The sequence below is a fragment of the Anaerolineales bacterium genome, assembly GCA_015075725.1.
In the GTDB taxonomy this organism is placed as follows: Bacteria; Chloroflexota; Anaerolineae; order Anaerolineales; family Villigracilaceae; genus Villigracilis.
In genome coordinates, this window is record JABTTV010000001.1 from 1,821,059 (window position 1) to 1,847,532 (window position 26,474).

23 protein-coding genes are annotated in these 26,474 nt (G+C 53.8%); 4 read left to right on the forward strand and 19 right to left on the reverse strand.

Annotation, left to right across the window (positions count from 1 at the left end; all coding sequences use genetic code 11):
* Window positions 1-77: 77 nt before the first annotated feature.
* Both HS100_08795 and HS100_08800 read left to right on the forward strand, forming a co-directional pair.
* Complete coding sequence (locus HS100_08795; protein MBE7434003.1) at window positions 78-623, forward strand: lysophospholipid acyltransferase family protein; 546 nt, start codon at window positions 78-80, stop codon at window positions 621-623.
* Window positions 624-713: 90 nt separating this feature from the next.
* On the forward strand, window positions 714-2,438 hold the full coding sequence (locus HS100_08800) for a diguanylate cyclase (GenBank protein ID MBE7434004.1): 1,725 nt from the start codon (window positions 714-716) through the stop codon (window positions 2,436-2,438).
* A 74-nt stretch (window positions 2,439-2,512) separates the two neighbouring features.
* On the opposite strand, the gene HS100_08805 is transcribed toward HS100_08800, so the two are convergent.
* The 3 genes from HS100_08805 to HS100_08815 form a co-directional block, all read right to left on the reverse strand.
* Complete coding sequence (locus HS100_08805; GenBank protein ID MBE7434005.1) at window positions 2,513-3,769, reverse strand: amidohydrolase family protein; 1,257 nt, start codon at window positions 3,767-3,769, stop codon at window positions 2,513-2,515.
* 65 nt (window positions 3,770-3,834) lie between these two features.
* The gene (locus HS100_08810) at window positions 3,835-4,410 is read right to left on the reverse strand and encodes a hypothetical protein (protein ID MBE7434006.1); all 576 of its coding nucleotides are present in this window, start codon (window positions 4,408-4,410) and stop codon (window positions 3,835-3,837) included.
* 174 nt (window positions 4,411-4,584) lie between these two features.
* Window positions 4,585-5,415 (reverse strand): MBL fold metallo-hydrolase, encoded by an 831-nt coding sequence (locus HS100_08815; protein ID MBE7434007.1) that lies wholly within the window; start codon window positions 5,413-5,415, stop codon window positions 4,585-4,587.
* Between the two features lie 188 nt (window positions 5,416-5,603).
* On the opposite strand from HS100_08815, the gene HS100_08820 reads away from it, so the two are divergent.
* Window positions 5,604-6,533, forward strand: coding sequence for a hypothetical protein (locus HS100_08820; protein ID MBE7434008.1), 930 nt, complete (start codon window positions 5,604-5,606; stop codon window positions 6,531-6,533).
* Window positions 6,534-6,577: 44 nt separating this feature from the next.
* On the opposite strand, the gene lpdA is transcribed toward HS100_08820, so the two are convergent.
* The 7 genes from lpdA to HS100_08855 form a co-directional block, all read right to left on the reverse strand.
* The gene (gene lpdA, locus HS100_08825) at window positions 6,578-7,966 is read right to left on the reverse strand and encodes a dihydrolipoyl dehydrogenase (protein ID MBE7434009.1); all 1,389 of its coding nucleotides are present in this window, start codon (window positions 7,964-7,966) and stop codon (window positions 6,578-6,580) included.
* A gap of 89 nt (window positions 7,967-8,055) precedes the next feature.
* Window positions 8,056-8,712: a dienelactone hydrolase family protein gene (locus tag HS100_08830; protein MBE7434010.1), complete on the reverse strand. Its 657-nt coding sequence runs from the start codon at window positions 8,710-8,712 to the stop codon at window positions 8,056-8,058.
* An 82-nt stretch (window positions 8,713-8,794) separates the two neighbouring features.
* A complete protein-coding gene (locus HS100_08835; protein ID MBE7434011.1) occupies window positions 8,795-9,271 on the reverse strand; it encodes an isoprenylcysteine carboxylmethyltransferase family protein in 477 nt (158 codons plus the stop codon).
* Complete coding sequence (locus HS100_08840) at window positions 9,268-9,594, reverse strand: hypothetical protein (GenBank protein MBE7434012.1); 327 nt, start codon at window positions 9,592-9,594, stop codon at window positions 9,268-9,270. The genes HS100_08835 and HS100_08840 overlap by 4 nt, the downstream gene beginning before the upstream one ends.
* A gap of 25 nt (window positions 9,595-9,619) precedes the next feature.
* Complete coding sequence (locus HS100_08845) at window positions 9,620-10,852, reverse strand: 2-oxo acid dehydrogenase subunit E2 (protein MBE7434013.1); 1,233 nt, start codon at window positions 10,850-10,852, stop codon at window positions 9,620-9,622.
* A gap of 49 nt (window positions 10,853-10,901) precedes the next feature.
* The gene (locus tag HS100_08850; protein MBE7434014.1) at window positions 10,902-11,360 is read right to left on the reverse strand and encodes a four helix bundle protein; all 459 of its coding nucleotides are present in this window, start codon (window positions 11,358-11,360) and stop codon (window positions 10,902-10,904) included.
* A gap of 68 nt (window positions 11,361-11,428) precedes the next feature.
* Window positions 11,429-13,840, reverse strand: a complete 2,412-nt coding sequence (locus HS100_08855; GenBank protein MBE7434015.1) for a transketolase — start codon at window positions 13,838-13,840, stop codon at window positions 11,429-11,431.
* Window positions 13,841-13,893: 53 nt separating this feature from the next.
* On the opposite strand from HS100_08855, the gene HS100_08860 reads away from it, so the two are divergent.
* Entirely contained in the window at window positions 13,894-15,030 is a 1,137-nt protein-coding gene (locus HS100_08860) for a PLP-dependent aminotransferase family protein (GenBank protein MBE7434016.1), read from the forward strand.
* 55 nt (window positions 15,031-15,085) lie between these two features.
* On the opposite strand, the gene HS100_08865 is transcribed toward HS100_08860, so the two are convergent.
* The 9 genes from HS100_08865 to ccsA form a co-directional block, all read right to left on the reverse strand.
* Complete coding sequence (locus HS100_08865; protein MBE7434017.1) at window positions 15,086-17,071, reverse strand: 4Fe-4S dicluster domain-containing protein; 1,986 nt, start codon at window positions 17,069-17,071, stop codon at window positions 15,086-15,088.
* Window positions 17,072-17,217: 146 nt separating this feature from the next.
* On the reverse strand, window positions 17,218-18,207 hold the full coding sequence (locus HS100_08870) for a LysR family transcriptional regulator (protein ID MBE7434018.1): 990 nt from the start codon (window positions 18,205-18,207) through the stop codon (window positions 17,218-17,220).
* A 164-nt stretch (window positions 18,208-18,371) separates the two neighbouring features.
* Window positions 18,372-20,090: a hypothetical protein gene (locus tag HS100_08875; protein ID MBE7434019.1), complete on the reverse strand. Its 1,719-nt coding sequence runs from the start codon at window positions 20,088-20,090 to the stop codon at window positions 18,372-18,374.
* A 70-nt stretch (window positions 20,091-20,160) separates the two neighbouring features.
* Window positions 20,161-21,855: a hypothetical protein gene (locus tag HS100_08880; protein MBE7434020.1), complete on the reverse strand. Its 1,695-nt coding sequence runs from the start codon at window positions 21,853-21,855 to the stop codon at window positions 20,161-20,163.
* A gap of 12 nt (window positions 21,856-21,867) precedes the next feature.
* The gene (locus HS100_08885; GenBank protein MBE7434021.1) at window positions 21,868-23,205 is read right to left on the reverse strand and encodes a hypothetical protein; all 1,338 of its coding nucleotides are present in this window, start codon (window positions 23,203-23,205) and stop codon (window positions 21,868-21,870) included.
* Between the two features lie 36 nt (window positions 23,206-23,241).
* On the reverse strand, window positions 23,242-23,484 hold the full coding sequence (locus HS100_08890) for a hypothetical protein (protein MBE7434022.1): 243 nt from the start codon (window positions 23,482-23,484) through the stop codon (window positions 23,242-23,244).
* Window positions 23,485-23,854: 370 nt separating this feature from the next.
* On the reverse strand, window positions 23,855-25,501 hold the full coding sequence (locus HS100_08895) for a hypothetical protein (protein ID MBE7434023.1): 1,647 nt from the start codon (window positions 25,499-25,501) through the stop codon (window positions 23,855-23,857).
* Between the two features lie 80 nt (window positions 25,502-25,581).
* Window positions 25,582-25,737, reverse strand: a complete 156-nt coding sequence (locus HS100_08900) for a hypothetical protein (GenBank protein MBE7434024.1) — start codon at window positions 25,735-25,737, stop codon at window positions 25,582-25,584.
* Window positions 25,738-25,749: 12 nt separating this feature from the next.
* The gene (gene ccsA / locus HS100_08905; protein ID MBE7434025.1) at window positions 25,750-26,448 is read right to left on the reverse strand and encodes a cytochrome c biogenesis protein CcsA; all 699 of its coding nucleotides are present in this window, start codon (window positions 26,446-26,448) and stop codon (window positions 25,750-25,752) included.
* Window positions 26,449-26,474: the final 26 nt, after the last annotated feature.

Below are 26,474 nucleotides of genomic sequence, written 5' to 3' on the forward strand. Positions count from 1 at the left end.
TTCCGGGTTCTATTGGTTGAGGAAACCCCTTGAAACGAACCATATTCAATACCCCCATCTTGAGTCCGATTTTACGCATGGTCAGCAACTCGTTGATGCGCCTCGCCGGATGGCGCGTGGAGGGATCTCTGCCGGACCTCGGCAAATATCTGATCATTGGCGCGCCTCACACCTCGAACTGGGACTTTCTACTGTTTCTCGGGGTTATCTTTCGCCTGAAAGCGGACGTGAAATACATGGGCAAAGCAGAACTGTTCCGCAGCCCGATCGGTTGGTTCTTCTATTGGAGCGGCGGCATCCCCGTCGACCGTTCCAAATCCTCCGGTTTGGTCGAGCAAATGGTGGAGGCGTGCAACCGCTCCGATAAATTCATCCTGACCATTGCGCCTGAGGGAACCCGCCACGGCGTGAAGGAATGGAAGCGCGGCTTCTATCACATCGCCAAGGGCGCGGGGATACCGCTGGTATTCGCAAAAGTGGACGGCAAACACAAGACGATGCGCGTAGGCAGGGTTTTTCATTTGACGGACGATATGGAAGCGGACATGCAGGCGATCCAGGATGCGTTCAAAGGGATGGTGGGAGTCAACCCGAGGAAAAAATACATTACATTGGAAGGTTAAAGCATCGAATGCGACAAGAACGGTTGTTGAATTCGATTTTGGTTGATGTTATACTTTGGACATCAAAGGTCCGTAATGGACCAATGGTGTATGAAGAGGCCGCCTTCGACGAAGCCGATCGTACGTGGGGAGGGATTTGATTTTTTTCGCCAGATTTACGAAAACAACCTGGATGCGATTTTTCTGACAGCGCCCGACGGCAGGATCAATTCCGCCAACCCGGCCGCCTGCGAAATGTTCGGCATGACTGAGGAGGAGATAATCCGCGCCGGTCGTCAGGGACTGCTCGATACTTCCGATCCGCGCTTTGCAGCGGGTTTGGAAATGCGAGAAGAAACGGGGATGGTCCGCGTGGAATTGACCGGTGTACGAAAAGATGGAACGAGGTTCCCATTGGAATTAACCTCGGTGGTCTTCAGGGATCAACGCGGCGATTTGCTGACCAGTACGATCATCCGGGAAATTTCAGAACGCAGGGACCTGGAAGCCCGCTTGAAGGAAAATAATGCGTGGCTTGAGAGGCTGCTCGAACGCCTGCCTGACGTCCTGTATACGCTCGACCTGAAAGAGCGAAGGACGAGGAATTTCAACCGCAGTTCCTTCCTGGGATACAGTTATGAGGAATTGAGCCAGCCCGGCTCGATACAAGCATCCGTTCATCCGGAGGATGCCGCCGCTGTTGCCGCCTACCATCAAAAGATACACCAGGGTGAACAAACCGAAAGCCTGGAATATCGGGTGCGCAGCAAGGAGGGCGAATGGGAATGGGTGGACAGCCGGAAAACCGTCCTCACCCGCAACCCGGATGGGTCACCCCGCGAGATCATGGTCATCCTGAGGGTGATCACCGACCGGAAACGGGCGGAAGAGCAGGTCGCGTATCACGCCCGGATTTTGGAAAATATCAACGACATCGTCGTCGGCACGGATGAAAACTTCAACATCAGATACTGGAACAACGCCGCGGAACGTATATTTGGCTGGAGGGAGGAAGAGGTCCTGGGTAAGGATGTTTCAAAGGTTTTAAGAACAACTTTCTTCGATGGCGGACGCGAAGAGTCCATTCGCTTGATCAGCGAAACAGGCACATGGAAAGGGGAGGTGATCCAGTTCACCAAGGATGATCAGCCCGTCAATATCGACGCGAACATCATGATGATCCGGGACAGCGCGGGAAGGGCGGCGGGCTTTGTATCTGCCAACCGCGATATTACCCTGCGCAAACTGGCGGAGGAAAAATTACAGCAGGCTAAAGATGCTGTCGAAGTAGCGTACGCGGAACTTGAACATGCGCTGGCACGCGAACAACTGCTGGCGCGCACCGACAGCCTGACCAATTTATTCAACCGCCGTCACTTTTTCCTGCTCGCCGATCATGAGTTTTCGGTCGCGATGCGTTATGAACAGCCGGTCTCCGCCATCATTTTCGATGTGGATCATTTCAAGAACGTCAACGACCGGTGGGGGCATCACGTGGGAGACGACGTGTTGCGACATGTTTCCCGCATCGCGCAGAAACAGGTGCGCGCAGCGGATATCCTCGCGCGATACGGGGGAGAGGAGTTCATCATCCTGCTTCCGAACAGCAGGGCAGAGGAGGCTGCAAATGTGGCGGAACGCATACGAAGGAAGGTAATGGCCTATCGCATCGACCCGGAACATACGCAGGCGGGCGTAACTGTCAGTGTGGGGGTGGCTGAAAAGGACGCAAGGGTGCAGACGTTGGACGATCTCGTCCGTCGCGCGGATCATGCGCTCTATGCCGCAAAAGGAGCCGGGAGAAATTGCGTGAAGATTTATCAGGCATCTGTGTGAAGCCCGGCTGACCGACGGACGAGTCTCCCTTGATGCCGGCAAAAAAGGCGCGTTGATAAAACCCGCCTCTTCGTCTATTTATTCCCTTTTCCCCGAATATCTTTTACGATCCTGCCGTCTTTCATTACAAGGGAGATGTTATCGACCTTCTCCAGCGAGCGGATGTCCTGAATGGGATTCGTTTTCACGAGGATGATGTCCGCCAGTTTGCCGGTTTCAATCGTCCCGACCTTATCTTCCCAGCCCAAACATTCCGCCGCTTTCTTCGTCGTGGCGACGATCGTCTCCATCGGCGACATCCCCACGTTGACCATCAAACCCAATTCGCGCAGGTTCGTCCCATGCGGCATCACGCCAGCATCGGTGCCCATTGCAATTCGCACTCCCGCCTTGTGAGCGCGGCTGATGCTCTCGCTGTGGATCTCCACCACCTCGCGCGCTTTGCGGACCCCGTACTCGGGCATTCCGCCTTTCTCTCCCGCTTCAAGCACGGCGATTGGCGCGAGTAAGGTTGGCACGAGAAACGTCCTGTGTTTCAGCATAAGTTCGATGGCTTCATCGTCGAGATAGATGCCATGCTCGATGGAATGGATTCCCGCGCGGATGGCGTTCTTGACCCCTTCCGCTCCCTGCGCATGCGACATGACTTTCACGCCTCTTCGATAGGATGCCTCGCGCACGATCACTTCCAATTCCTCCGGCGAGAATTGAACGAACTCCGGGTGGTCGGTGGGACTCAGCACCCCGCCGGTCGAACAGATTTTGATCACATCCGCCCCGGCTCGCAGCACCTCGCGCACTTTTCTGCGGCAATCCTCGACCCCGTCCACCCGGCAGGACGGGAAACCCGGATACGGCATGAACAGATCATATTCCATGCCGGAACGCATCCAGCCGTCGCCGTGACCGCCGGTGATGGTCAGCACGCTGATGCTGATCTGCAAACGCGGACCGACGATCACGCCGCTTTCCACCGCCTGCTTGACTCCCGCGTCTGCGCCGCCCGCATCGCGGACGCTGGTGATTCCCGCATCGATGGTGTTCTTCAAGTAATTGACCGAGTTGTAAAAGCGCATCGAGAAAGGCGTGACCATGTCGCGCGCGATATTCACGCCTTCGAGCATCACGTGGACATGCGTATCGATCATGCCGGGCAGGATGTACCCGCCGCCCGCGTCGATCTCAGTGACTTCAGTATCCGGCTGGCGGATGTTCCTTCCCTGACCCACATCCAGAATGAGATTGTCCTTCACCAGCACGGCGGCATCCGCCAGCGGAGCCTTGCCCGTGCCGTCGATCAACGTACCGTTGCGAATCAAAATGGAAGACATGGGGTCACCTCATGAGGAGCGAAATGATCTGACAATAAAAGTATAGCAAGGGGATCCAAGAAAAGCTAGACATCATACTGCCCGATATCCTGAAGATCGTTCGACAGGTAATACGTCTGCGCGGGGAGCAGGACGTGCTTCCGCTGGTAGGTGGCGTAGACGGTGGTGCAGGATGTGCGCGGCAGGCGTTTGATCAACGAAGAATCGTACAGAAGTATGGAACGGTTTGTGATCTTTTCGATCACTGTCCAATGGTCGTGATACCCCTGCAAGCCGAGGACGATCGAGCGCCCGGGAGTGCCGTCCAGGAAGGCTTGCATCGACTTCCAGAACGTGGTCAGGTCGGGGTTGGGCACACCGCGGAAGGGGATTTCCACATTGGCGATGCGTTTCCTGCCGGCGATCTTGTTGAGGATGACAAGCATCTCCTTGTGGATGATGCCGTCGATCAGGATTTTGCTCAACAACCCGCGCCTCGAAAGATAATGGATCAAATGGTTGAACAATTTCTGCGCATCCTCATCGGAGGAACGGTTGACGATCCGTTCGGCGTTGATAATGCTGTACAAGCCGCAGAGCGAATCCAGACCGCCCTGTTGAAAGGGCGGCAGGCCGGACATCAGGCGGTTCGATCTGCGCATGGGTAAAGCAAATCCTAAGGAGGAAATATGGGTAGAAATGGCTGTAGTGGAAGCAAAGTCTCGGAAACTCGATGCAGGGAAGGGCTTGGCTAGAGGCGGGCGTGCGATCCGGTGAAATTTACCCCGGAAATGCAGGATGTTGCAGTCCTGTCTCGCATCTGCAACATCCTTGTTTTATTCGCCGTGCATCTGACGGTGCAAAGCGCGCAGGTTGCGCCGGTGCAGGGTCTCCGCCAGCCCGCCGAGGTAGACACGGCTCTTGCCGCAATCCTCGATGGAGACCTCTTCGAGATATTCCTCGGCGTTCTTGCGTTTGCCGCCCGCTTTGACGGCTTTCTTGATGTTGTTGAGGTAACTGATGTTCTCGCGCACGGCGGCATCGATCTCGCCGCGCAGGATGATATCGCCGTGGCCCTGGATGATGTTTTCCAGACCCATTTTGCCGATCTTCTTGACCGAGGCAAGCATGTCGTCCACGTCGCCGTCGACGACGTAGGGCAGGGGCATGAAGGCATCCCCCGCAAAAAGGACGCGGTCTTCTTCGACGAGCACCGAAATGCCGTCGTTGCTGTGACCCGGCGAGGTGGTAATGATGAGATTCTTCTTGCCGACCCGCAGGGTCATCTCGCCCGTGTCGAAGGTGAGATGAGGCGGCACGATCTTGACCTGCCTCAGGCTTTGATTCTGTTTCTGTGCGCTTTCGAGCGAGGCGGTGCCCTCTTCGATCAGGTACTTGCGGCAACTCGCATGCCCGATCACCACGGCGCCCGGGAAGAAACAATTGCCCCAGCAGTGGTCGGCGTGATAGTGCGTGTTGATGATGTAACGCGCCTGTACGCCAAGTTCATGTTCGATGAACTCGCGCATGGTCAGCGTCTCTTCGGGCAGGGCAAGCGTATCGATGACCACCGCCCATTGCGGACCGACGATGACGCCTGCCGTCACCTGGGCGTAGACCTCGCTTTGAAACCAATATACGTTTTCTGAAACTCTTTCTCGGTGCATAATTCAGCCTTCCAGCCGACCTTCCTCCCAATTTCCCAAATGATTCGGTGAAGGCGGATAATTTTGTCGCTTGTTAATAGCACATATTCAAAAAAAATTCAAGATGTATAGACAAAACCGGTTTCCCGCCCCCCTTTTTGACCGGTATAATGACTTCAAGAGGTCCAACCCAAACAAAAGGAGGAAAGATGGTTCGAAAGTTTGCTCTCGTTTTGATATCCGCTCTTCTCTTGGGATGTGGTCCTCTGGCGACTCCCGAACCGGCAGCGACCTCAACCCGAACCTTTTCCCCAACGCCTCAACCCACGCCGACGCCTGTTCCCACATCTACTGCGACTCCTGCGCCGAAAGCATTGCCTGTCGAAGCCGACGGCTTCAGTTTGTCCGTCCCCCCAGAATTGGATTTCGACCTGCAAGGCAAAATGGTGGGTGTCTTCGACCAGGAGGGAAAACTCATCATTTCCTTTATAAGGACCGACTACGACGGGTCATCCAATTCGCTCCAGGATGTGATCGATATGTTTCTGGATGAACTTTCTGGAAGCGGGGGCGAATTCGAGCAGGGCGAGTCTTCTCCGATCAACATTGGCGGAGCGGAAGGCATCTCGGTGGCGTTGACCGGAATCCTTTTCGATGCGCCCATCGAAGGTGCGGCGGTTGCCGTCAATCCGCACTTAAATTCCGTCTTCTTTGGGCTTGGAGTTTCCAACCTTGCAGAAGATAAGGATTTATGGAAGACCACCGGCTCGACTTTCTTTCAATCCCTGATCGACTCGGTTGAGTTTATCGATGTCCAAACCAGCATGGGGACATGCACCGTCAGCGATGACAAAACATACGGTTTTACCGAACAAAACCCGATCCGTGTTGGAGGCGACTGGCTCGAAGGTCCCGCCCGCGAAGAAGCCTATCTCGATAACCTGCTTGGTCCAAATGGCGAAACGCTTAAGTACGAACGCGAAGGTTCATTCTCCAGCGGCGACACGATCCTGGATAAATATCATGTCACGGGTCCCGGCATCGATGTTGTTTTGTATCTTGATGAATATAATTACACGCCGCCGTTAGCGCCGGTCGGATTCACATGTGTGGGTGAGTTCCCGTTTTCTGCCCCGTAACAAAAGGACCTCCGAGGTATTCAAAACCCCGGAGGTCTGAGTATCTAAATATGGATCGGCGTTCCCTCAGCGCCGTGAGCGGCTTCCATCAAAACTTCGCTCAAGGTCGGGTGCGCATGCACGTTGCGCGCGATCTCGTGCGGAGTCAACTCCATCATGCGTGCGAGGGTGAGTTCGGGCAATAACTCGGTCACTTCAGGACCGATCATGTGCGCGCCCAAAATCTCGCCGTATTTTTCATCCACGACCAGTTTGACGAAACCGGCGTAATCGCCCATTCCCAGCGCCTTGCCGTTTGGCTGGAAGGGGAAACGCCCGATCTTGACGCTGTGACCTTTCTCCCTTGCCTGCGTTTCGGTGTACCCGAACGAAGCCACCTGCGGGTGACAATACGTGGCGCGCGGCATCATGTCGTAATCGAGCGTGATCGTTTCCACGCCTGCGATGTTTTCGGCGCAAATGATTCCCATCGCCGAGCCGACGTGCGCCAGCATGAGTTTACCGGTCACATCGCCGATCGCCCAAATGCCGGGGACGTTGGTCTGCATCTTTTCATCGATCTCGATGAACCCGCGCGGATCCACTTTGACGCCCGCCGCCTCGAGCCCCAGCCCCTTGCTGTTCGGCGTGAAGGAGGTTGCGACCAACACCTGATCCACTTCGAGGGTCTCATCCGGCAATTTGACTTTCACACCTTTGCCAGCGATAGCGATGCTTTCGAACTTAACGTTCGTCTTGATCTTGATCCCCGCCTTGGTCAGTTCCTTCGTCAATTCCTTGCTGACTTCTTCATCTTCTCTCGGCAGGATGCGCGGAAGCAGTTCGATGATGGTCACATCCACACCGTAGGAATTCCAGATCGTCGCGAACTCCGTTCCGATCGAACCGCCGCCCACGATCACCGCCGACTTGGGGAGCGATTCCTGCATGATGGCTTCCACGTAAGTGACGATCTTTTTGCCGTCCATGGTCACACCGGGGAGCTGAGCCGCGCTCGCGCCTGTGGCGACGATGATATTCTTCGCTTTGAGTTCGGTGGTCTTGCCGTCGTTTCCCGCCACGGAGACCGTGTCTTTCGATCTGAAAGTCGCCGCGCCCATGAACACGGCGATGTTGTTTTTCTTCATCAAAAAACCAACGCCTTTGACGAGCCGGTCCGAATTCGAGCGTGAGCGTTTGAAGGCGACGCCATAATCCAGTTTCAGGTTATCGAACGAGAATCCGAAATCCTTTGCCCGGTGACGCAGGGTATGCGCCACCTCCGCATTCTTGAGCAGGGATTTCGAGGGGATGCAGCCGATGTTCAAACAAACGCCGCCCAGCCATTGTTTGTCCACGATGGCGACCTTTTGCTTCAACTGCGCGGCGCGGATCGCAGCAACATAACCGCCGGGTCCTGCGCCGATGACAACCACATCGAAATTTTCAGCCATTGAGGGGAATCTCCTGAATTTAAAAAGATTAAGGGCGATTATACCCTTAACCTTTTTGGTTATTCGTAGAACAAGTCCATAAGCCTGGACTAAAGTGAGGCTTTCAGGAACTCAAACGTCCGCTCCCATGCCAACTTGGCGGCAGCGGGATCATATTCGGGGCGGTCCGATTCCATGAACCAATGGGCAGTTTTCGGGTAGATATGAAGCGTCACGTCAATACCGGCATTCTTCATTGCCTGTTCCATCCCGCGGACGTTGTCCAGCGATTCCCATTCATCCGTTTCTGCGTAATGCCCCAAAACCTTTGCTTTCACTGTACTGAATTCCACGTCTCCGGTGCCGTAAAATAAAACAATGGCAGAGATATTGGGGTCGCTTTCTGCCATCACCAAAGACCACCAGGTGCCCATTGAGAAACCGATTACGCCAATCTTGTTTTTTGTAAGCGAGACAAGATGCTCCTTCGCGGCTCTGACGATGTCACCTATCAATTCGGGATTCGTTCCCTCTGTTGAACCTTGTAACTCCTTGGCTTCATCAATTGTCTTTGCAACGCGACCGTCGTAGTAATCAGGCGCGAGCGCCGTATACCCATGTTCCGCAAGTTGATCACAAATCTCTTTGAAAAAGGGTTTTAATCCCCACCACGAAGGCAACACCAATACGCCCTGCCCACCATTGGAGGGGGAGGCGAGATACGCATTAACCGACCTGTCGTTAACTCTTAATTGAATGGTGGACATGGCAATCTCCTTTTCGTCATTATAAGTACATTTGTTCTAATTTGCAAGCAAAAGAAAAGACGGCTTTCGCCGCCTTGGAGATCTAAAACCACCGCCTCACCCTGGACTTGTAGCCGGCATATTCCCCCTTGAATTTTTTCTCCAGGTAGGCTTCTTCCTTCTCTATGACGAGCCGACTCATGGTCGCGGCAAAAAACGGCGCGGCGACCAAACCCCACAGGGTCCCATATGCAAGCGGAAATCCGATGACCATCAGCACAAAACCAAGATAGATCGGATTGCGCGTGAAGCGGTAAATGCCGTCGGTCACCAGCGCCTTGACCGAACCATGCGGGTCGAGGGTTGTATGCGCTTTGCGGAATTCGATAAACGCGCCCACCCCAAAAAGAAAGCCGATAAAGGTGAGTCCCAATCCGCCGTTCTTCATGGTCTGCGACATGCTTGCCAAAGCGGGGATGAACTGTCCCAGCAGCAAGGCGACGATAATGTAGAAGATCGCCACGATGGGTGGATGAATGTATTTATTTATGGCGGGACGATCTTTTTGTTTTTCGCTCATTCACTTTCCTCGGTTTCGAGCCGGGCTTTCAGCGGAGGCATGTGCCAGAACCATTCCATCCAATCCGCGTAGGGGACATCCTTTTGTTTGGTATATGCCCAAATGTCGGCTTTGAGGCGGTGACGGTCCCACCACTCGCTTCTTCGAATGAATTGCAGTTTTCCAGACCACAGGATCGTACCGCCGGGGTTGAAAATGGTAAGCTGCCAGCCATCGCGGAGAGGGAAGAACTTATCTGAGCCGTCCGGCTGGAAGAAAAACTCGATCCGCCCCTCCCAACCCTGTTCCCAATATGCCATCAATTCGCCGTTGTAACTTTTCACTTGAAACCTTGTTCTTGCAGCTTTATTATGCCCAATTCTCCAATGTCGCTTTGACCTTCGCCAAAAACCAATCTGCAGATGCGCCGTCGAGAATGCGGTGATCGAAGACGAAAGACAGATAGACCATCGGGCGAATCGCGATTGCTTCGTCTATAACAATAACACGTTTCTGCATCGCGCCGACTCCGAGGATCCCCGCCTGAGGCTGGTTGATGACAGGGAAGGCGAAGAGCGATCCGCTCACGCCGTGATTGGTCAACGTGAACTTGCCGCCTTTGACCTCATCCGGTTGGAGTTTCTTGTTTCGTGAGCGTGTAGCCAGATCATTTACTGACCGAGCCATCGCCAGCAAAGATAAATTGTCGGCATTCTTGATGACAGGCACGATCAAGCCTTCCTCGCCAAGGGATACCGCCATACCCAAATTGATATTTTTATGAAGAAGCAAACCTTCATCCGTCCATGATGAGTTGGTTTGCGGGTACGCTTTCAGTCCCGCCACGATCGCCATCATGAAATACGCCGTGAAGGTGAGATTAACTCCATCACGTTCAAAAGCCGCCTTGTTTGCGGCGCGATGCTTGGCAATCCTGCTCATATCCGCTTCCATCACGGTCAACACATGCGGAGAGGTGTGCTTGGACTCGACCATGTGCGCCGCGATCTGCCTGCGGATGGTGGAGTGTTTGATGAGAGTCCCAGGTTGCATGTTGGCAGGTTGGAGGTTCGCCGCTTGTGGAACTCGACCTTCAACCTTCGACTTGTGACCTTCAACATAAGCCAGCACATCATTCTTCGTGATCCGCCCGTTCAGCCCCGTGCCGCTGAGCTGGGACAAGTCCACGCCATGCTCGGCGGCGATCTTTGCAACGACGGGGGAGATGAAACCGAGATCTCGGTTGGTGGCTGTTGGTTGGTAGTTGATGGCTTGAGATTGTGCTTGAACAACAGGTGTTGCAGTAGCCTTTTGCGCTGATGCATTGCTACCAACCGCCAACTGTCCACTGTCAACCGATTCCCCGGGCTGACCGATGATCGCAAGCAATTCCCCCACCTTCGCGGCAATCCCTTCTTGTGTGATGATTTTCAAAATTGTTCCTGTTGCAGGGGCGGGAATTTCCGTATCCACCTTGTCAGTATTCACTTCGAGCAGCGGCTCCAACTCCTTGATCGAGTCACCTTCCTGCTTGAGCCATTTTGTGACGGTCACTTCATCCACGCCTTCGCCGAGTCTTGGGACAAATACTTTGGTTGCCATAATATCTCCAGTTATCAGTGATCAGTTGACAGTGATCAGTAAACAGTGATCAGTAAACATTAAGTCGGTCTTCATCGGATAAGACGATGTATTCTGCCACTTCTTCCCGGAGTGCACGAGGTGGTTCGCCGCAGAACATATCGGCTTTATCAATCATGCCGCCTAACATACGTCCGATTTCGAGACATTTGTCCAGAAGTTGAACGCTGGTTTTTTTGTCAATGTGCTCACAATCTAGTGCAGTTTCGATCCAGTGTTGAGTTTCCATTTGCTCGCCATCCGAATCAGTGAGTTTGCTGATAAAGTGTTTTTCATATCTGCGCTTTGCCCAGGCTTCAGCGAGGTTCGCGCCAATCGAGCGGGAAGAACGTCGGATTTGATCTGTCAGGGAAAATGTCTCGTCCCTCGGAAATTTCTTCGAAAGATTAAAGATTTCCTGCTGTAGTTGGCGGCTCTTCTTATAAACGATCAAATCCCTAAAACTCTGCGCGTGTTGCAATCCGCTCATGTTTGCTCTCCTTTACTGATCACTGATCACTGATGACTGTCCACTGATCACTCATGACTGTCCACTATTCACTGAAACGAAGGATACTTCTCTGGATCAACCTCATGCATCATTTCATAAACAGCATCGAACACCGTCTCCGCATTCGGCTTTGACCAATAATCGCCATCACTCCCATACGCAGGGCGATGGGCTTTAGCAGATAAAGTACGGGCAGGCGAATCCAAATGGAAATACCCGCCCTGCTTCTCGATGACTTCCTGCATCATGAACGCTGATGTGCCGCCTGGGACATCCTCATCCACGAACAAAATGCGGTTCGTCTTATTAAGCGACTCGACAATCTTTCCGTGAATATCAAATGGCATCAGCGATTGAACGTCGATCACTTCCACATCAATGCCGACCTTGCTCAGTTTATCCGCGGCATCCATTACCACGCGGCAACACGCGCCGTAGGTGACGATGGTCACGTCCCTGCCATCGCGGATGATCTCAGGCACACCGAGCAGCAGGGTGATTTCGCCGATATTATCGGGCAGGCGTTCCTTCACACGATAGCCATTCAACACTTCAATGACAATCGCAGGCTCATCAGATTTCAAGAGCGTGTTGTAAAAACCAGCGGCGCGGGTCATATCGCGTGGAACCAGAACATACATACCACGCACGAGATTCAAAATTCCAGAGATCAACGAACCCGCGTGCCACACGCCTTCCAGTCTGTGCCCGCGCGTGCGGACGATCACAGGCGCTTTCTGTCCGCCCGCTGAACGCCAACGCAATGTCGCCAGATCGTCGCTCATGACTTGCAAGGCATACAAGACATAATCGAGATATTGAATCTCCGCGATCGGCCGCAGACCGCGCATGGCCATGCCAATTGCCTGCCCCATGATCGTCGCCTCGCGGATGCCTGTATCCGTCACGCGAAACTCGCCATATTTTTCCTGCATCCCTTTGAAGCCCTGGTTAACATCGCCGAGTTTTCCAACATCTTCACCGAACGCGATCAAGCGCGGCTCACGCGCCAGTGCGGCATCGAAGGCGGCATTGACCACCTCAAAGCCAAACATTGTCGGCGACGAATCCGAATACACGGGCTTCACTTCATCCACGCGCATTGCCGTGCCCGAATACAAATTCGAACCATATCGTTCAAGGTTCAACGCGTCGTTCTCGTGCCTCCACTGGATGAGGACCTGCTTGGTGGGATTCGATTCATCCCGGAGGATTCGCAACGCTTCATGCGCGATCGTGTGGATGTCGCGCCTCGTATACGAAGGGAGGTTTGCCAGCCGATCCCTGAGCATTCTCAACTCTGACGCATGATCCGACGACCCGGCGATCTCCTCGAGCATATCCATCACCTGGTTGCGCTCATCGCTGATGGGTGAGAGATAAGCATCCCATGCGGCTTTGCGGAATCCTTCTACAGCCTCGTAGTCTGCCTTTTCCGCTGAATCAAGCTCGGGCGCGGAAATGAGGCGCTGGGTTATCATCCACTCGCGCATCTTTTTGAGTCCGTCGAATTCCTCTTCCCACTTCAATCGCTCCGGTGATTTATATCGTTCATGTGAACCGCTCGTGCTGTGACCCTGCGGCTGGGTCACGTCAATGACATGGACAAGCGCGGGGATGTGATGCTCGCGCGCGATCTCGGCGGCGGTTTGATAAGTTTCCAGCAGGGCTGGATAATCCCATGCGCGGACGGTGTAAAGGTCGAAGCCGTGCATACAATCTTCATCGGGGCAGGGGTCGCGTTGAAACCCGCTCATGATGGCGCCGATGTTTTCCTTGACCATCTGGAATTGATTGGGCACCGAGATGCCGTAGCCGTCGTCGTAAATGGTGATGACAGCGGGCGCTTTGAGCACGCCAATGGCGTTGACCGATTCCCAGAATAATCCTTCCGCTGTGGACGCGTTGCCGATGGTGGCGAAGGTCACTTCGCTGCCGTTGTTTGAAAATTCCTTTTCGCCTTGCAGCTCTTTGAGTTTGCGGTACACCACCGATGCGTAGGCAAGACCCACCGCCCTTGGCATTTGCGCTCCCGTCGGCGAAACATCGGACGTGGTGTTGTACATCTGCGTTTGCGGACGCCACGAGCCATTTGGATATAAAAGCCGCGTGGCAAAGTGCGCGTTCATTTGCCGTCCGCCGCTGTGCGGATCATAGGTGATATCGGCATGCGCATACAACTGCGCAAAAAATTCCTGGATGCTCATCACGCCAAGCATGAACATCCAGGTCTGGTCACGATAATATCCCGAGCGCCAGTCGCCTTTTTGAAAGGCGCGGGCGATGGCGAGTTGGGCGATCTCTTTTCCATCGCCAAATATGCCGAACTTTGCCTTGCCGCTCAATACTTCTCTTCTACCGATAAGCGAAGCCTGCCTGCTTTGATAAGCCAGGCGGTAATCCTTGATGATCTCTTCTTTTTCGAGGGGAAGCACTACAGATGCCTTTTTCCTTGGCATGCACTCTCTCCTGGGCAGGTAATGAAAGGGATTATAACGGATATACTATGACCATGTCATCCACCCTGCAGACCGCACAAATTAACCTCCCGAAAGATTTCATCGATCTCGGACGGGGCGATCCGGGGTTGAACTTATTGCCGCTCGACCTGTTAAGAGACGCTGCCGCGCATCGGCTGAATCAAAGCGACAACGAGTTCCTGCAATACGGCGCGGAGCAGGGCGATGGGTATTTCCGCGAGGCGCTGGCGAAGTTTTTATCCATCCGTTATGGATTTTCCGTTTCGCGCGATGACCTTTTTGTCACCTCGGGCATTTCAGCGGGGTTGGATCTGCTTTGCACGCTCTTCACCAAACCAGGCGATACGATTCTGGTGGAGGAGCCTTCGTATTTCCTGGCATTGAAGATCTTCGCGGATCACGGCTTGCGCGTCGCTTCGATCCGGACCGATGAGTCCGGTCTCGTTATGGACGATTTGATCCGCGCTTTGAACGAATCACATCCAAAGTTTTTGTACATCATCCCAACCTTCCAAAACCCAAGTGGACATACTCTCTCACAGGAACGGCGCGAGGAACTGGTTGAACTTTCGAAGAAATACGATTTTATTATTCTTGCTGATGAAGTCTATCAATTCTTGAGCTATACCCAAATCCCGCCGACATCCTTCGGCACATACATCGGCTCGGGAAATGTTGTTTCGCTCGGCTCATTCTCTAAGATTCTCGCCCCCGGCTTGCGGCTGGGATGGCTGCAAACCCATCCCTCCATCATCAGTAGACTCGCTTCCTGCGGACTTCTCGACAGCGGAGGAGGGATGAATCCCTTCACATCTGCCGTCGTTCGCAGTCTCATCGAAAAAGGGGATTTGGATAAAAACATCGCGCATCTGGTTGATACGTACAGCAAGCGGATGCAGTCGGCAGAAAGATCATTGAGGACCCATCTCCGCGCAGCTGAATTCTCCACCCCGAATGGCGGATATTTTTTCTGGGTGCGCCTGCCTGGAGTAAATGCCGGTGAATTAAGGGAGAAAGCCCGGGAGTATCGGATCGGCTTGCGGCAGGGGTTGCTTTTCTCCAGCCAGAATGGATTGAGCGATTTTTTCCGCTTGAGCATTTCCTTTTACGATGTGAACGAAATCGAGCAAGGGATAATAAGATTGAAGAAGTGTATTGACGAAAAATAAAAGGCGGACATCTCTGTCCGCCATAAATCACTATTCACTATTTACTATCACTAAACTACTTCATCCTTTCCGCCACGATCTCCGCCACATCCTTCACCTGAATTTCGCTTGATTCCCCCTTTGCCGCATCGGTCATCATCGTCAGACAGAAGGGACATCCCACTGCAACGGTGTTTGCTCCTGTTGCCTTTGCCTCTGCAAATCTCGCCTCGTTCACGCGCGCGGAACCTGCTTCCTCTTCCTTCCACATTTGCGCGCCGCCCGCGCCGCAGCAGAAGGACTTGGCTCCGTTGCGCGGCATTTCAATGGTCAGAGCGCCTGCCGAATTCAGCGCATCGCGCGGAGAGTCCACTTCCTTGTTATGCCGTCCCAAATAACACGGGTCATGGAAGGTCACTGAATACTGTTGACTGCTCACTTCCAAACTGATCTTCCCTGCTCCTACCAACTCATTAATTAATTGAGTGTGGTGAATGACCTGATAATTCCCGCCAAAAGCCGGGTATTCATTCCTGATCGTATGCAAACAATGCGGGCAGGTCGTCACGATTCTTTTTGGGGCGACCTCGTTCAAAATTTCCACGTTTTGTGAAGCCAGCCCAAAGAAAATATCCTCGCGTCCGGCACGGCGAGCCGAGTCGCCGGTGCAGGCTTCGTTCTTGCCAAGCACGGCGTAGTTCACTCCAGCGGTGTTCAGAATTTTTGCGAAAGCTTGCGCGGTCTTTTGCGCGCGCGAATCTGTCGCAGGCGCACAGCCAACCCACCATAAAATCTCAGGCTCGGCGTTTTGTTCGATGGTTGGCACATTCAAACCTTCCGCCCATTTCATTCGGTCGGCTTGTGAAACGTTCCATGGATTTTGATTCCGCTCCATGCCTTTGAGTGCCGTCTCCAGCTGTTTCGGGAATGCGCTTTCCATCATGGAAAGATTTCTGCGGATGTCGAGAATATCGCGCATCGGTTCGTTGCCGACGGGGCAGATGTCCACGCACGCGCCGCAACTTGTACACGCCCAAACCGCCTCTTCCGAGATGAGTTCGGTCATCGCCACATCGGTCGTCCCGCCGCCATTGAAGTGATACCGTTTGTTGATCTCCAACGCGGCAGGCGACAATAATTTCCCAGTGTTATATGCCGGGCAAACTTCCTGACAGCGGAAGCACATGATGCAGGCATAGCTGTCCATGATCTGTTCCCAGCCAAGGTCTTTCATCTTCGCGGCGCCGAACTGTTCGATGCTTTGGTCGTCGAGATTGATGTAACTTAATTCGCCAATGGATTTTCGTTCGGGCTTGATCGCAAAATTGATCGGCGCAAAGAACAAGTGAATGTGTTTTGAATATGGGAAGTAGGGAAGAAACGCGACCACCGCACCGATGGATAACCAAAATGCGATATGTTCTCCCGCGACCAAAACCCCCGGCTCGACCCCCGCCCAAAGCTGGGATACCGCCGAGATGCTTGGCTGCCAGCTGTCCGTGTGGCCTGCCAACGCCAGGTTGAACGACTCTCCCAGAAAACGCATCGAGTTATGAAGGAATATGAATGTGGCGACGATCGCGGAATCGCGCATGATCCCGAATCGAGCCTTCGGGTGAAGCAAAGTCGTCTCGCGGGTGGACAGAGTCTCAGGTCGAAGGACGAAGCGGCGGATGACCATCGCCACGATGCCGAGGACGATGGCGACATTGGCAATATCCGCAATGAGGCGGTACACATCCCCGAATGCACCGGTGTTATCGAGCAGGCGCCAGCCGGTGTAGGCATAGATCAAATCCGCGAGGTTGATGAGAAGGAAGGAGAGGAATCCCCAGCCGATGAGCGCGTGAAGGATGGAGGTCCACAAGCGGAAACGAAAAACGGGTTGGAAAAATCCCACTTTGAGGATGAGTTCTCCAACCCGCTTCCAGATCAACGACCAGTCCGCCTTTCCCTTACCGCTGGCGATGTGACCGGCGATGCGCATCACGCCTTTGTAGGTGAAATATAGCGAGACGAGCGTTGCGATTACAAAGAGGATTTTTTCTGCAAGCGTGAGCATGGAACCTCCAGGAAAACGATGTCATTGCGAGCGCGAAGCGCGAAGCAATCTTCTGAGAATGTGGAGATTGCTTCATCGGGATGATCACCCTCCTCGCAATGACATTTATTTGTTAAGTTTAACACAAGTTGGATTTACGCCGCAGGTTAAAACCTTGTCAGGCTGTTCCAGATCTCCGTATTCAAATGATCATGATGAGTCTGTGTAAATTCCCAAAACAGGGAGTGGGCACGCGTGAAGGGGTGATGGATGTGACGCGCGATGTAGACCGTCCGCTTGAGGTCGAGTTCACGCACTTCCACTTTTTTAACCCGACCAAAGGCGAGTCCGCGCGCCGCGACCATTTCAGAAACGAAGGCAATCCCTACACCGCGTTCGACCGCCATTTCGATGGCTTCGGGGTTGCCCAACTCCATGACAACATTGAGCATGTCGGGTGTGATGCCGAATTTTTTCATCTCGCCCATGACCGTCTCACATGTACCGGAAAATTCCTCGCGCATGATGATCTTCTGGCCCACAAGGTCGTCTGGGGTGGCTTGGCCGTAGGAAGCCCAGGGATGGTTCGCAGGAACGATCAGAAAGATTCGGTCGTCGAACAAAGGCTGGCATTCGATATCCCGGTGTTCGAGCATTTTGCTTGACACTCCCATGGGTATGTTCTGATCGCGGATGCGCTCGAACACATTATCGCGCGACATCACTTTGACGCGTGGATGAATGGCTGGATATTCCTCCTGGAACATGGAAAGCAGCACCGGCAGCAGGTACTTTCCCGCCGAGGTCGAACAGCCGATGAGCAACTCGCCGCCTACTTCATGGTTGATGTTGTGCAGGCTGTCTTCCATGATTCGCGCTGAACGCAGCATCTCGCGCGCCATCGGCAGGAGGGCTTCGCCCGCCTCGCTTAACGCGATGGAACGTCCGCGCCGCAGGAACAGTTCCACGTTGTAGGCATGTTCCATCGCTTGAATATGCTGGCTGACCGCGGATTGCGACATGTGCAGGCGCCTCGCGGCTTTTGAGAAGTTCTTTTCCTCCGCTGCTGCAAGGAACACACGCAGGGATGAGAGTTCGATCATTTTTTTCTCCGTCTCTTCCGATAAGTAGCGGTGATGAGTTTGCTTGTTAATCATAAGTTCCTCTCAACTTCCCGGCTAGTGCCTATTGTCAATGACTCCGGGCGCCTGAATGGGTGGTTTGCCCCAAAAATACTGCCCGCGGCGGTTTCTCCTCGCGGGCAGTATTTTCGTTATCGTCAGCTGCGGTTGATTAAGCCGGAACCGACACCATTAGTAGGCTATTTTGTCACAGGCAGTTCCGCCGCGATCCAGCCATTCATACCGCCGTTCAGGTTGCGGACGTTGGTATAACCCAGGAATTGCAGGTACATCTGGGTCATGGCGCCGCGATGACCGGAGGCGCAGATCACCATGATGGGGGCAGCCTTGTCGGCGGGGAGTTGGGCAAGGTTGGCGGGTACATCGTTGACGGGGATGTTGACGGCGCCTTCGATGTATCCATTGGCGGTCCATTCATCCACAGTGCGGACGTCGAGCATAAAGGGGACATTCCCGGCGACCAGTTCAGTATTAAAGTCGGGGGACTTGATCGCGCCAAATCCTTCGGGCAGGTTGCTCAGGTAGTTGTCGAGAGCGGCAAAGGTGGCTTCGTCCACTTCGGGAGCGGTACCAGCCACCGGCGCGGCGGGAGCGCCCTTTTCCACGGGCAGTTCCGCCTTGATCCATCCATTGAGTCCGCCGTTGAGGTTGACCACATCGGTATATCCAAGCAGGCGAAGAGCCATTACGCCGAGGGAGCCGCGATGACCGGATGCGCAGGTGATGACGATCTTCTCATCCTTGCCGGGAAGTTTGTCCAGATTCTTGAGCAGGTCGCGGATCGGGATGTTGATGGAACCGGCGATGAATCCATTGGCTTCAAGTTCAGAGGGTTCGCGCACATCCACGATGAAGGGCGGGGTTCCAGCAAGAAGTTCGTTGAGTTTGTCGGACTTGATGCTGTAGTAACCAGCGTCGGTAGGCAGGTTGGTGAGGAAGGAAGCCATCTCACTGACAAGCCCCGCCACGGGCAGGCCTGCAGCTTTCCATCCGTTGAGACCGCCGCCAAGATTGACGACATCGGTGTAGCCCATCAAGTTCAAAGCCATTGTGACGATTCCACCGCGATGCCCGGAGGCGCACAGGACGATGATCCGGCTGTCTTTATCCGCGGGAATTTGATCGAGATTCGCAAAGAACTCGCTGAACGGCAAATTGATGGAGCCTTCGATATAACCGTCCTTGTCCCATTCGGCTTTGCTGCGGACGTCAATGATGAAGGGCAGGTCGGACCCGGTCAGTTCTTCCGCCAGCTTGTCTGATTTGACGGAATAGAAACCTTCAGGCATGTTGACAAAGTAACCATTGAGCATCGTAAACAGTGCCTGGTCTTCGATGATGGCTGTGCTGATGGCTGCAGGCGCTTCGGGCATGGAGCCAGAGACGAGAGGCAGTTCGGCTTTCTTCCAGGCGTTGAGGCCGCCGCCGAGATTCCGGACGTCGGTGTAGCCCAACAGGCGAAGAGCCGCCATGACCATGCCGCCACGATGGCCGGAGGCGCAAGTCACGACAATGGGCTGATCCAGTTCGGGGAGCTTATCCAGGTTGTTCAGCACTTCGCGTACCGGGATGTTGACGGATCCTTCGATGTAGCCGTCGGTCTCAACCTCGGAAGGTTCGCGCACGTCGAGGATGAAGATCTCCTTTTCTGCAAGCTCGGTGTTGAGCGCTGAAGCGGATACAGATCCATATCCTTTATCGGAGGGGAGGTTGGCGGCAAGGTCGGTGAACAGCGCCAATACATCCGGCGTCGTTTCAACAACAGGCGCTTCCGGGATGACTTCCACCACTTCTTCCGTGGGTGCCACGACCGGTTCAGCAGCCGGGGTACCGCACGCGCCGAGGATCATGCTCAGCACGAGAAACAGGGCAAAAAACAGTTGGAATTTCTTTGACATTTAATTTTCTCCTTTTGAATGTTCTTTTTAACAAGCTCTTATCAGCAGCTTGTGGTTTCAATGACAGTGGTTAATCATCCGGCAGGATCTTCACATCGATGTAACCAAGGAAGTTCAGGTACATCTTGGCGATGGCGCCGCAGTGACCGCTCCCGCAGATGATCACAATGGGGGAGGATGGGTCAGCGGGAAGTATTTTCAGGTTTTCAGGGATTTCATGAACCGGCATGGAAATCGCGCCTTCGAATGCGCCGCCCACGGGGATTTTCGATTCGTCCCGGACATCCAAAATCAAGGGTGCTTCGCCGCTTTCTATCATTGCCTGTAATTCATCTGTTGTAAGGGTGGACACATCTTCCGACATGGCGGTCAGATAGTTGTCGAGGAGGGTGAGGCGGGTTTGATCCACCTCCGGCTCGGGAGTCAGGATTCGTGCTGGGGCGGGAAGTCCCGGTTCAAGCGAATATCCGGCCTTTATCCAACTCCCGATCCCGCCATCCAGGTTAAGCACATTTGTGTACCCCAGCGACCGCAAGGCAATCGCTCCCATCGCCCCGCTGTAGCATGGCTCGCAATAGACCACGATCCTTTGATCCCTGGCGGGTAGTTTGTCAAGATTATCGAGGAGGTCTGGGATCGGAATGTTCACCGCACCTTTGATATGGCCGGTGGATGCAACTTCATCCGGCTTGCGGACATCGAGGAGATAAACCGGCGCTTCTGCGCGGGCGGCTTCGAGGTTTACGGCGGTGATGCTGTAATACCCCTGTTCGGAGGGAAGGTCTGTGATGAACTGACTCAGTACTGCCTCCCAATCTTCCAACCCGGTCACTTCATTGCCTTCCGCTCTCCATTTATTCAACCCTCCCGACAAATTGAATGCATTGGAGTAACCCAAAAGGCGCAGGGTCATTGTGACGATCGAGCTGCGATGGCCGGAAGCGCCATAGACGACAATTCGTACGTCTTTTTCAGCGGGTAGCTGATCGAGCTTCCGAAGGAATTCGGGAAAGGGAATGGAGACAGATCCATCAATAAATCCATTTGCCTCCCGTTCCGCCGCCATCCGGACATCCAGGAGGAAAATTGAACCGTTTATTAATTCAGAAGCAAGCGCCTTTGGTTCAATGGCAAGATAATCTTCCGGCAGGTTAGATAGGAAATCATCGAGTGCGTTGAAGAGCCCTTCATCTACAATGGTTGGTGCGCTGATGACTTTAGGCGCTTCGGGCATGCCGCCCGTGATGATCGGAAGTTTCGCCTCTTCCTGCACAGCACGGCACTCTCCCATGTTACGGACGTTGACATAGCCCAACATCTTGAGAGCCATCAACGCAAACCCGCCACGATGTTCGGAGCCGCAATAGATCACGATTCGATCCTCGGGATCGGGCAGTTTATCCAGGTTTTTCAGCAAGGTTCGGAGTGGGATGTTTACCGCGCCTTCGAGGTATCCGTCGTTCTTGAGCTCGGCAGGTTCGCGCACGTCGAGCAGAAAGATAGAATTATCTACTGCAAGTTCCCTGCTCAAGTTTGCTGCGCTGACCAATCCAAAGTTTGAATTAGCCGGGATGGATTTCCAGAAATTGACTAGCAGGGGTGGAAAATCCGTGGTGACAGTTGAAATTTCGGCTGGGTTGGAAATTTCTATGCCAGGGGTCTCGGTTGGGATAAATCCCTCGTCAACTGATGACGAACCACACGCTCCCAGCAGAATGCTGAGGATCAGTGGGAGGGAAAAGGTGATGTGAAGCGAACTTTTCATTTCCCAAGCCATTTATGGGACAGCCGTCGGCTCAACGACCTGAGGCGGCACCTGGTCCACGATCACGCTTTGGTTCGCCTGCAATTCGTCGGGATAAACTTTGTCTGCGGTAAGAAAAATCGCAGCGTTCCCGTGGCAGGCATTGCAGGAGGAATTCTGCGGCGTTTCCAATTGAATATTATGAGGTGTGGAATAGACCCATGTATTCTTCATATCGAAAGCCGGAAGGAGATTCTCGCCGTAAAAATTGTAGGCGTGCTCTGCGGCAGGGACATGCCGCAATACGACATATTCATACGGCCGGTGATAGTTGGGGTCCGGATTTTTACCGATGAAGAAGGATAGATAATCGCGCTCTGTCTGATAGAACGGATTCCCTGTTTTCTCACTCACCGCCACATGACAACCGTCGCAGCTTGTATAAGAAACCGAATGACAGACCTGGCACGCCAACTTATCCTTGTGGATGAGATGATTCTGGTTCGTATCGTTCCATGCGCCCATCTGGGCGTGACAGGATTCGCAGGAAGGTGTTTGCTCGCCGGCATAACGGTGGTTTTTCTGTATTTTTTCGATGCCTTCCGCCTCCGTATGGCATTGTGTGCAGGTCGCTCCGGGGTTGTGCATATCCGCGCTGCTGTGGCAGTTCATGCAATTCATGCGTTCGAGGCGGAAATGCGCATCCCCCGGTATTCCTTCATGTTTACCAAGGTATTCGTTGCCCACGCGGCTACCGTGACAGGCGGTGCAATTTTGCGACATGGACGGGGTCTTCATGACGACATGTCCCTCGACGAAGCCGCCTCCCACCTGATCGGGCTGACTGATATGGCAGTCACCGCAGCTTGCATGGCAGCTCGCACAATGATTGCCGAACATCCTGTGCATGGCTTCCTGATCTGGCGATGCGTACATTGATTCGATCTCTGCCAGGTGGTTGACCCGTGAAAGTTTTTCCTTGACCACGTCCTCTTTCACGATCACTGTTCCTTCTTCCGTGTTGGGCGGGAAGTAATGACAATCCTGGCAGTCGGTGTGACAGGAACCACAGTGCGTATTGAATGTCGCCATCAGGGTTGCGACCCGCGCCGCATCGTAATCCGGTTTGGATGCGCCCCGCGCTTCAAGGATTGTCCAGTATCCGTCCAAAGTTGCATGCAGGCCCGAGCCCGTCATCGCCGTCTCATAATGGCAGTCATCACAAATTTTGGTCGGGGCTGAACTCGGGTCTTCTATCAACCCGATATGTGCTGTTTCTTTATCGCTCGACGTGTTATCACCGGCATGGCAACGCGTGCAGGCTAGTTCACCGTGCGGATCGGCGAGGAATTTTTCCGTATCGACGAGCACTTTCTCCCATGGCTCCAACGGAGCCACCTCGCCCCCTCAGCCAGCTCCCGATGATTCCTTTTCGACAACCTCTTCCGGTTTGGCGGTATCGATCAATCTCTGTTTGTCAGTATGACAATTCCTGCATTCATTGAGGAAGACACCTTCGACAATGGGGGTGGAATCAGAGGATGGATCCTCCGCGCCGGGAGTTTCTGTGACTTGAGGTACGTCTGTACTTTTGCATGAGGTCACTAGGATGACCAAAATCAACAGGAGGATCGGGATTCGATTTTTCAAATCAGCCTCTATTTGTGTATATTTTCACAAATAATTTTATTTCATCCCCTTATGGCTGCAAGTGATTTATATAACCTCCGCTTATCAGATTTGCTTATGGATTTTGATAACTCACCTCATTTAGCCGATTCGGATAGACCAAAATTGCCCGACAAATATTTCTCGCTCAAGCCGCCGAGAGCATTATTTTGTAAGTTGATCATGGAAAAACTGATGTATAGAGCTCTTGCATAAGTGCTCCCGCCGAAGTCCCCGGCGGCGGGGACGCCGCCTTGAGCAAGGTAAAATTTTGACTATTGCAAGAAGTCCTATGTAAAAAAATCCCGCGAGAGGTGCCCACGGGATGATTCTTCTGCGCCTGTTTTAATTGCTACTGGCTGATATCGTTCACGTAATCGACCGCACTCGAGCAGACGCCGACAAGATGCGGCGAGACGGTCTCCCATGTGAGCGGCAGGCCGTTCGCGGCAAAGCCGCCGCTGATCCCTTCGGCAAGACAGCCTCCGCCCGCGTTGTAGTTGACGAGGGTGAACTTCCACAAGTCTTCGTACGAAGCGGCGCTTTCAGGTCTTGTGAGTGTGTAGTTGTAAACAACCTGCCCGGCTTGTTCGCAATTGGCGATGAGAGTGTGGGCGAAAACGCCGATGGAAAAATCTGCCTGTGAAAGGTCGAGCCCCAATGGACATTCTTCACAACTTGCATTGACGCTTCCCACCAGCGCGCGCCTCAACTCCGCCTGAAGTTCTTCATCCAAATTGGCATAGCCCAAGCCGCAGGTTTCAGAGTCCATCACCAGCGGACAGAATTGATTGTAGAAGGAACCATTCCAGAAAAGGGTCGTATCCGCGCCGTTCTCGGTGAGTTGACCGAAGCCGATATCGGCGGCGCCTTGAAATATGCCGGGCCAGAACTGGCTCTCACGGGCGAATAGATTCTTGAGCAAATAAGCGGGTACGCTTGTTTCCTTTGATGTGTCGAGGATCAAGCCGTCGAATTGATTCTGCCATTGGCGTACGGCGTCGCGCGATTTCTCCAACCCGCATTGGTTGACGACGTTGCCGGGTGCCAGCCCGCCATCCGGGCAGGAGCGGGCATCTACCACGCCTTGCAGGATGAGATTCGCTGCGAGATAGGTGTATGGGATGCCACTGCTCAGATCTTCGCTTTCAGTGGGGGTGCTCAGCCATTCAGGCGCACCGCCAACGGGAGGGAAGACGCCCCAGGTCTCGGAGCAGGTCGCGCTGACGCCTCCCTGCCATTGCGATGAGAGAACGTCCACATACCAATAGAGTTGATCGGGGTCGCCTTCGTCCACCTGCTTGACGCGGATTTGCGCCCCATACACGAGACTGGAGTCGCCGTAGGTCGAATACGCCCAAAAGGTCACTTCTGCGCCTTCGTCGTCCGTTTCGGGGATGCGAAATTTGCATACGCCGGTATCCTCGCAGAAGAAGGATTGGCCGTTGTACGTGCCTTCTATTCGGTTGATCGATTCGTTGGGAAGGGGCTCCTGCCCGGTAATGACGAGGGTGGGTTGGGTCTCACAAATATTTGTCCCCGTGCTGAAGACAGGTTCGCAATCTTCAAGCGAGATCCATGCGCTGGCGGCAGGCAATTGCATGGCGATCTCTTTTTCCCTTGGTTCCGTGTCGATCAATAAGGCGTAGTAACCGTCGCACCTGCTTACATTATTGAGATTGCACATCGGCTGGGACGTCCACTCGCGGTAGATGATCGTGCCGCAATCGCGATAGACCTCGTCCGGCGTCGGCATCCCGTCGTGTTCTATGACGATCTTGCAGACGGAGGTCCTGTCCTTCCATTTGAGCAGTTCCCACTGGTAGGAGGTGTATTCGACGGCGATGATTGAGAACCGGTCGGGACCGGGCGGGGGATTGGAACCAGAATCAAGCGCGGGGTTGGAGCCGGAGGCGGGCAGCGATCCAGAACTGACCGCCATGTTCAGAACAGCGATCAAAATCAAAAGGATCCGGCTAACCCTCTGGCTCTTCTTCATAAAAAACGGAGCTCGTCTTTATTATATAACGAACTCCGTGGGTTGGGGAAATTTGCCAGAGTTGTTGAATGGCAAATTCGTTATTTTTTTTCCGTGTCCAGCGCCTCGTAGGTCTCGAGGTCGCGTTTGAGGTTGCGGCTGCGGACGTACATGCTCAGCAGGTAAACGCCCATGACCACGAACGAGACAATAAAGCCCGCGATCATGTAATTGTCGGTATTGGGAATGGAATCCATTGGATGCTCCTGTTACATCGAAACTTTCAGTTTGAGGTGTTCGACCTTCTCCTCCAACGCGCCGATGCGGATGCGGTGCCACATCAGGTCGATGAAGATGATGGTAAAGGCGCCGAGGGCGATGAACATGGCTGTCAGCATGTTCGGAGTCATGTCGAAACCGCCTTGCGCCGCCGCACTGGCATTGCCGATGACAACCGGGTGAATGGTGCGGAAGAGGCGGATGACCATGAAGGTGATCGGCGCGCTGATGCCGCCCAGCAATGTATACACCGCTCCGAACCGCGCGCGTTTCTCGGGGTCTTCTATTCCGGCGCGGAGCATGAAGTAGGCGATGTAGATCAGCTCCGTCACTGCGGCGGTGGTCAAGCGCGGGTCCCACGTCCACCAGGTATTCCACGCTGGGCGCGCCCAGATCGAGCCGAGCACGATAGTGATGAAAAAGAACATCGTGCTCACTTCCACAGCGGCGACTTCAAAGCGATCCCATTTCATGTCCTTGGTAATCAGGTAAACGATTCCCGAGACCGCCGCGAGGACGAAGCCAACCAGCCCGACCCAGGCTGTCCCGACGTGGAAATAGAAAACGCGCTGGACGTTACCCATCACGGCTTCGGTGGGGGCGTAGACCAGGGCGAAGTAGGTCGCGACGCCAAGCCCGATGATCGATAAAACATCGAGGATGGTTAGAAGGATTGGTTTTTGTTGCATGGATAAACTCCTTTTGAGGAATTGCG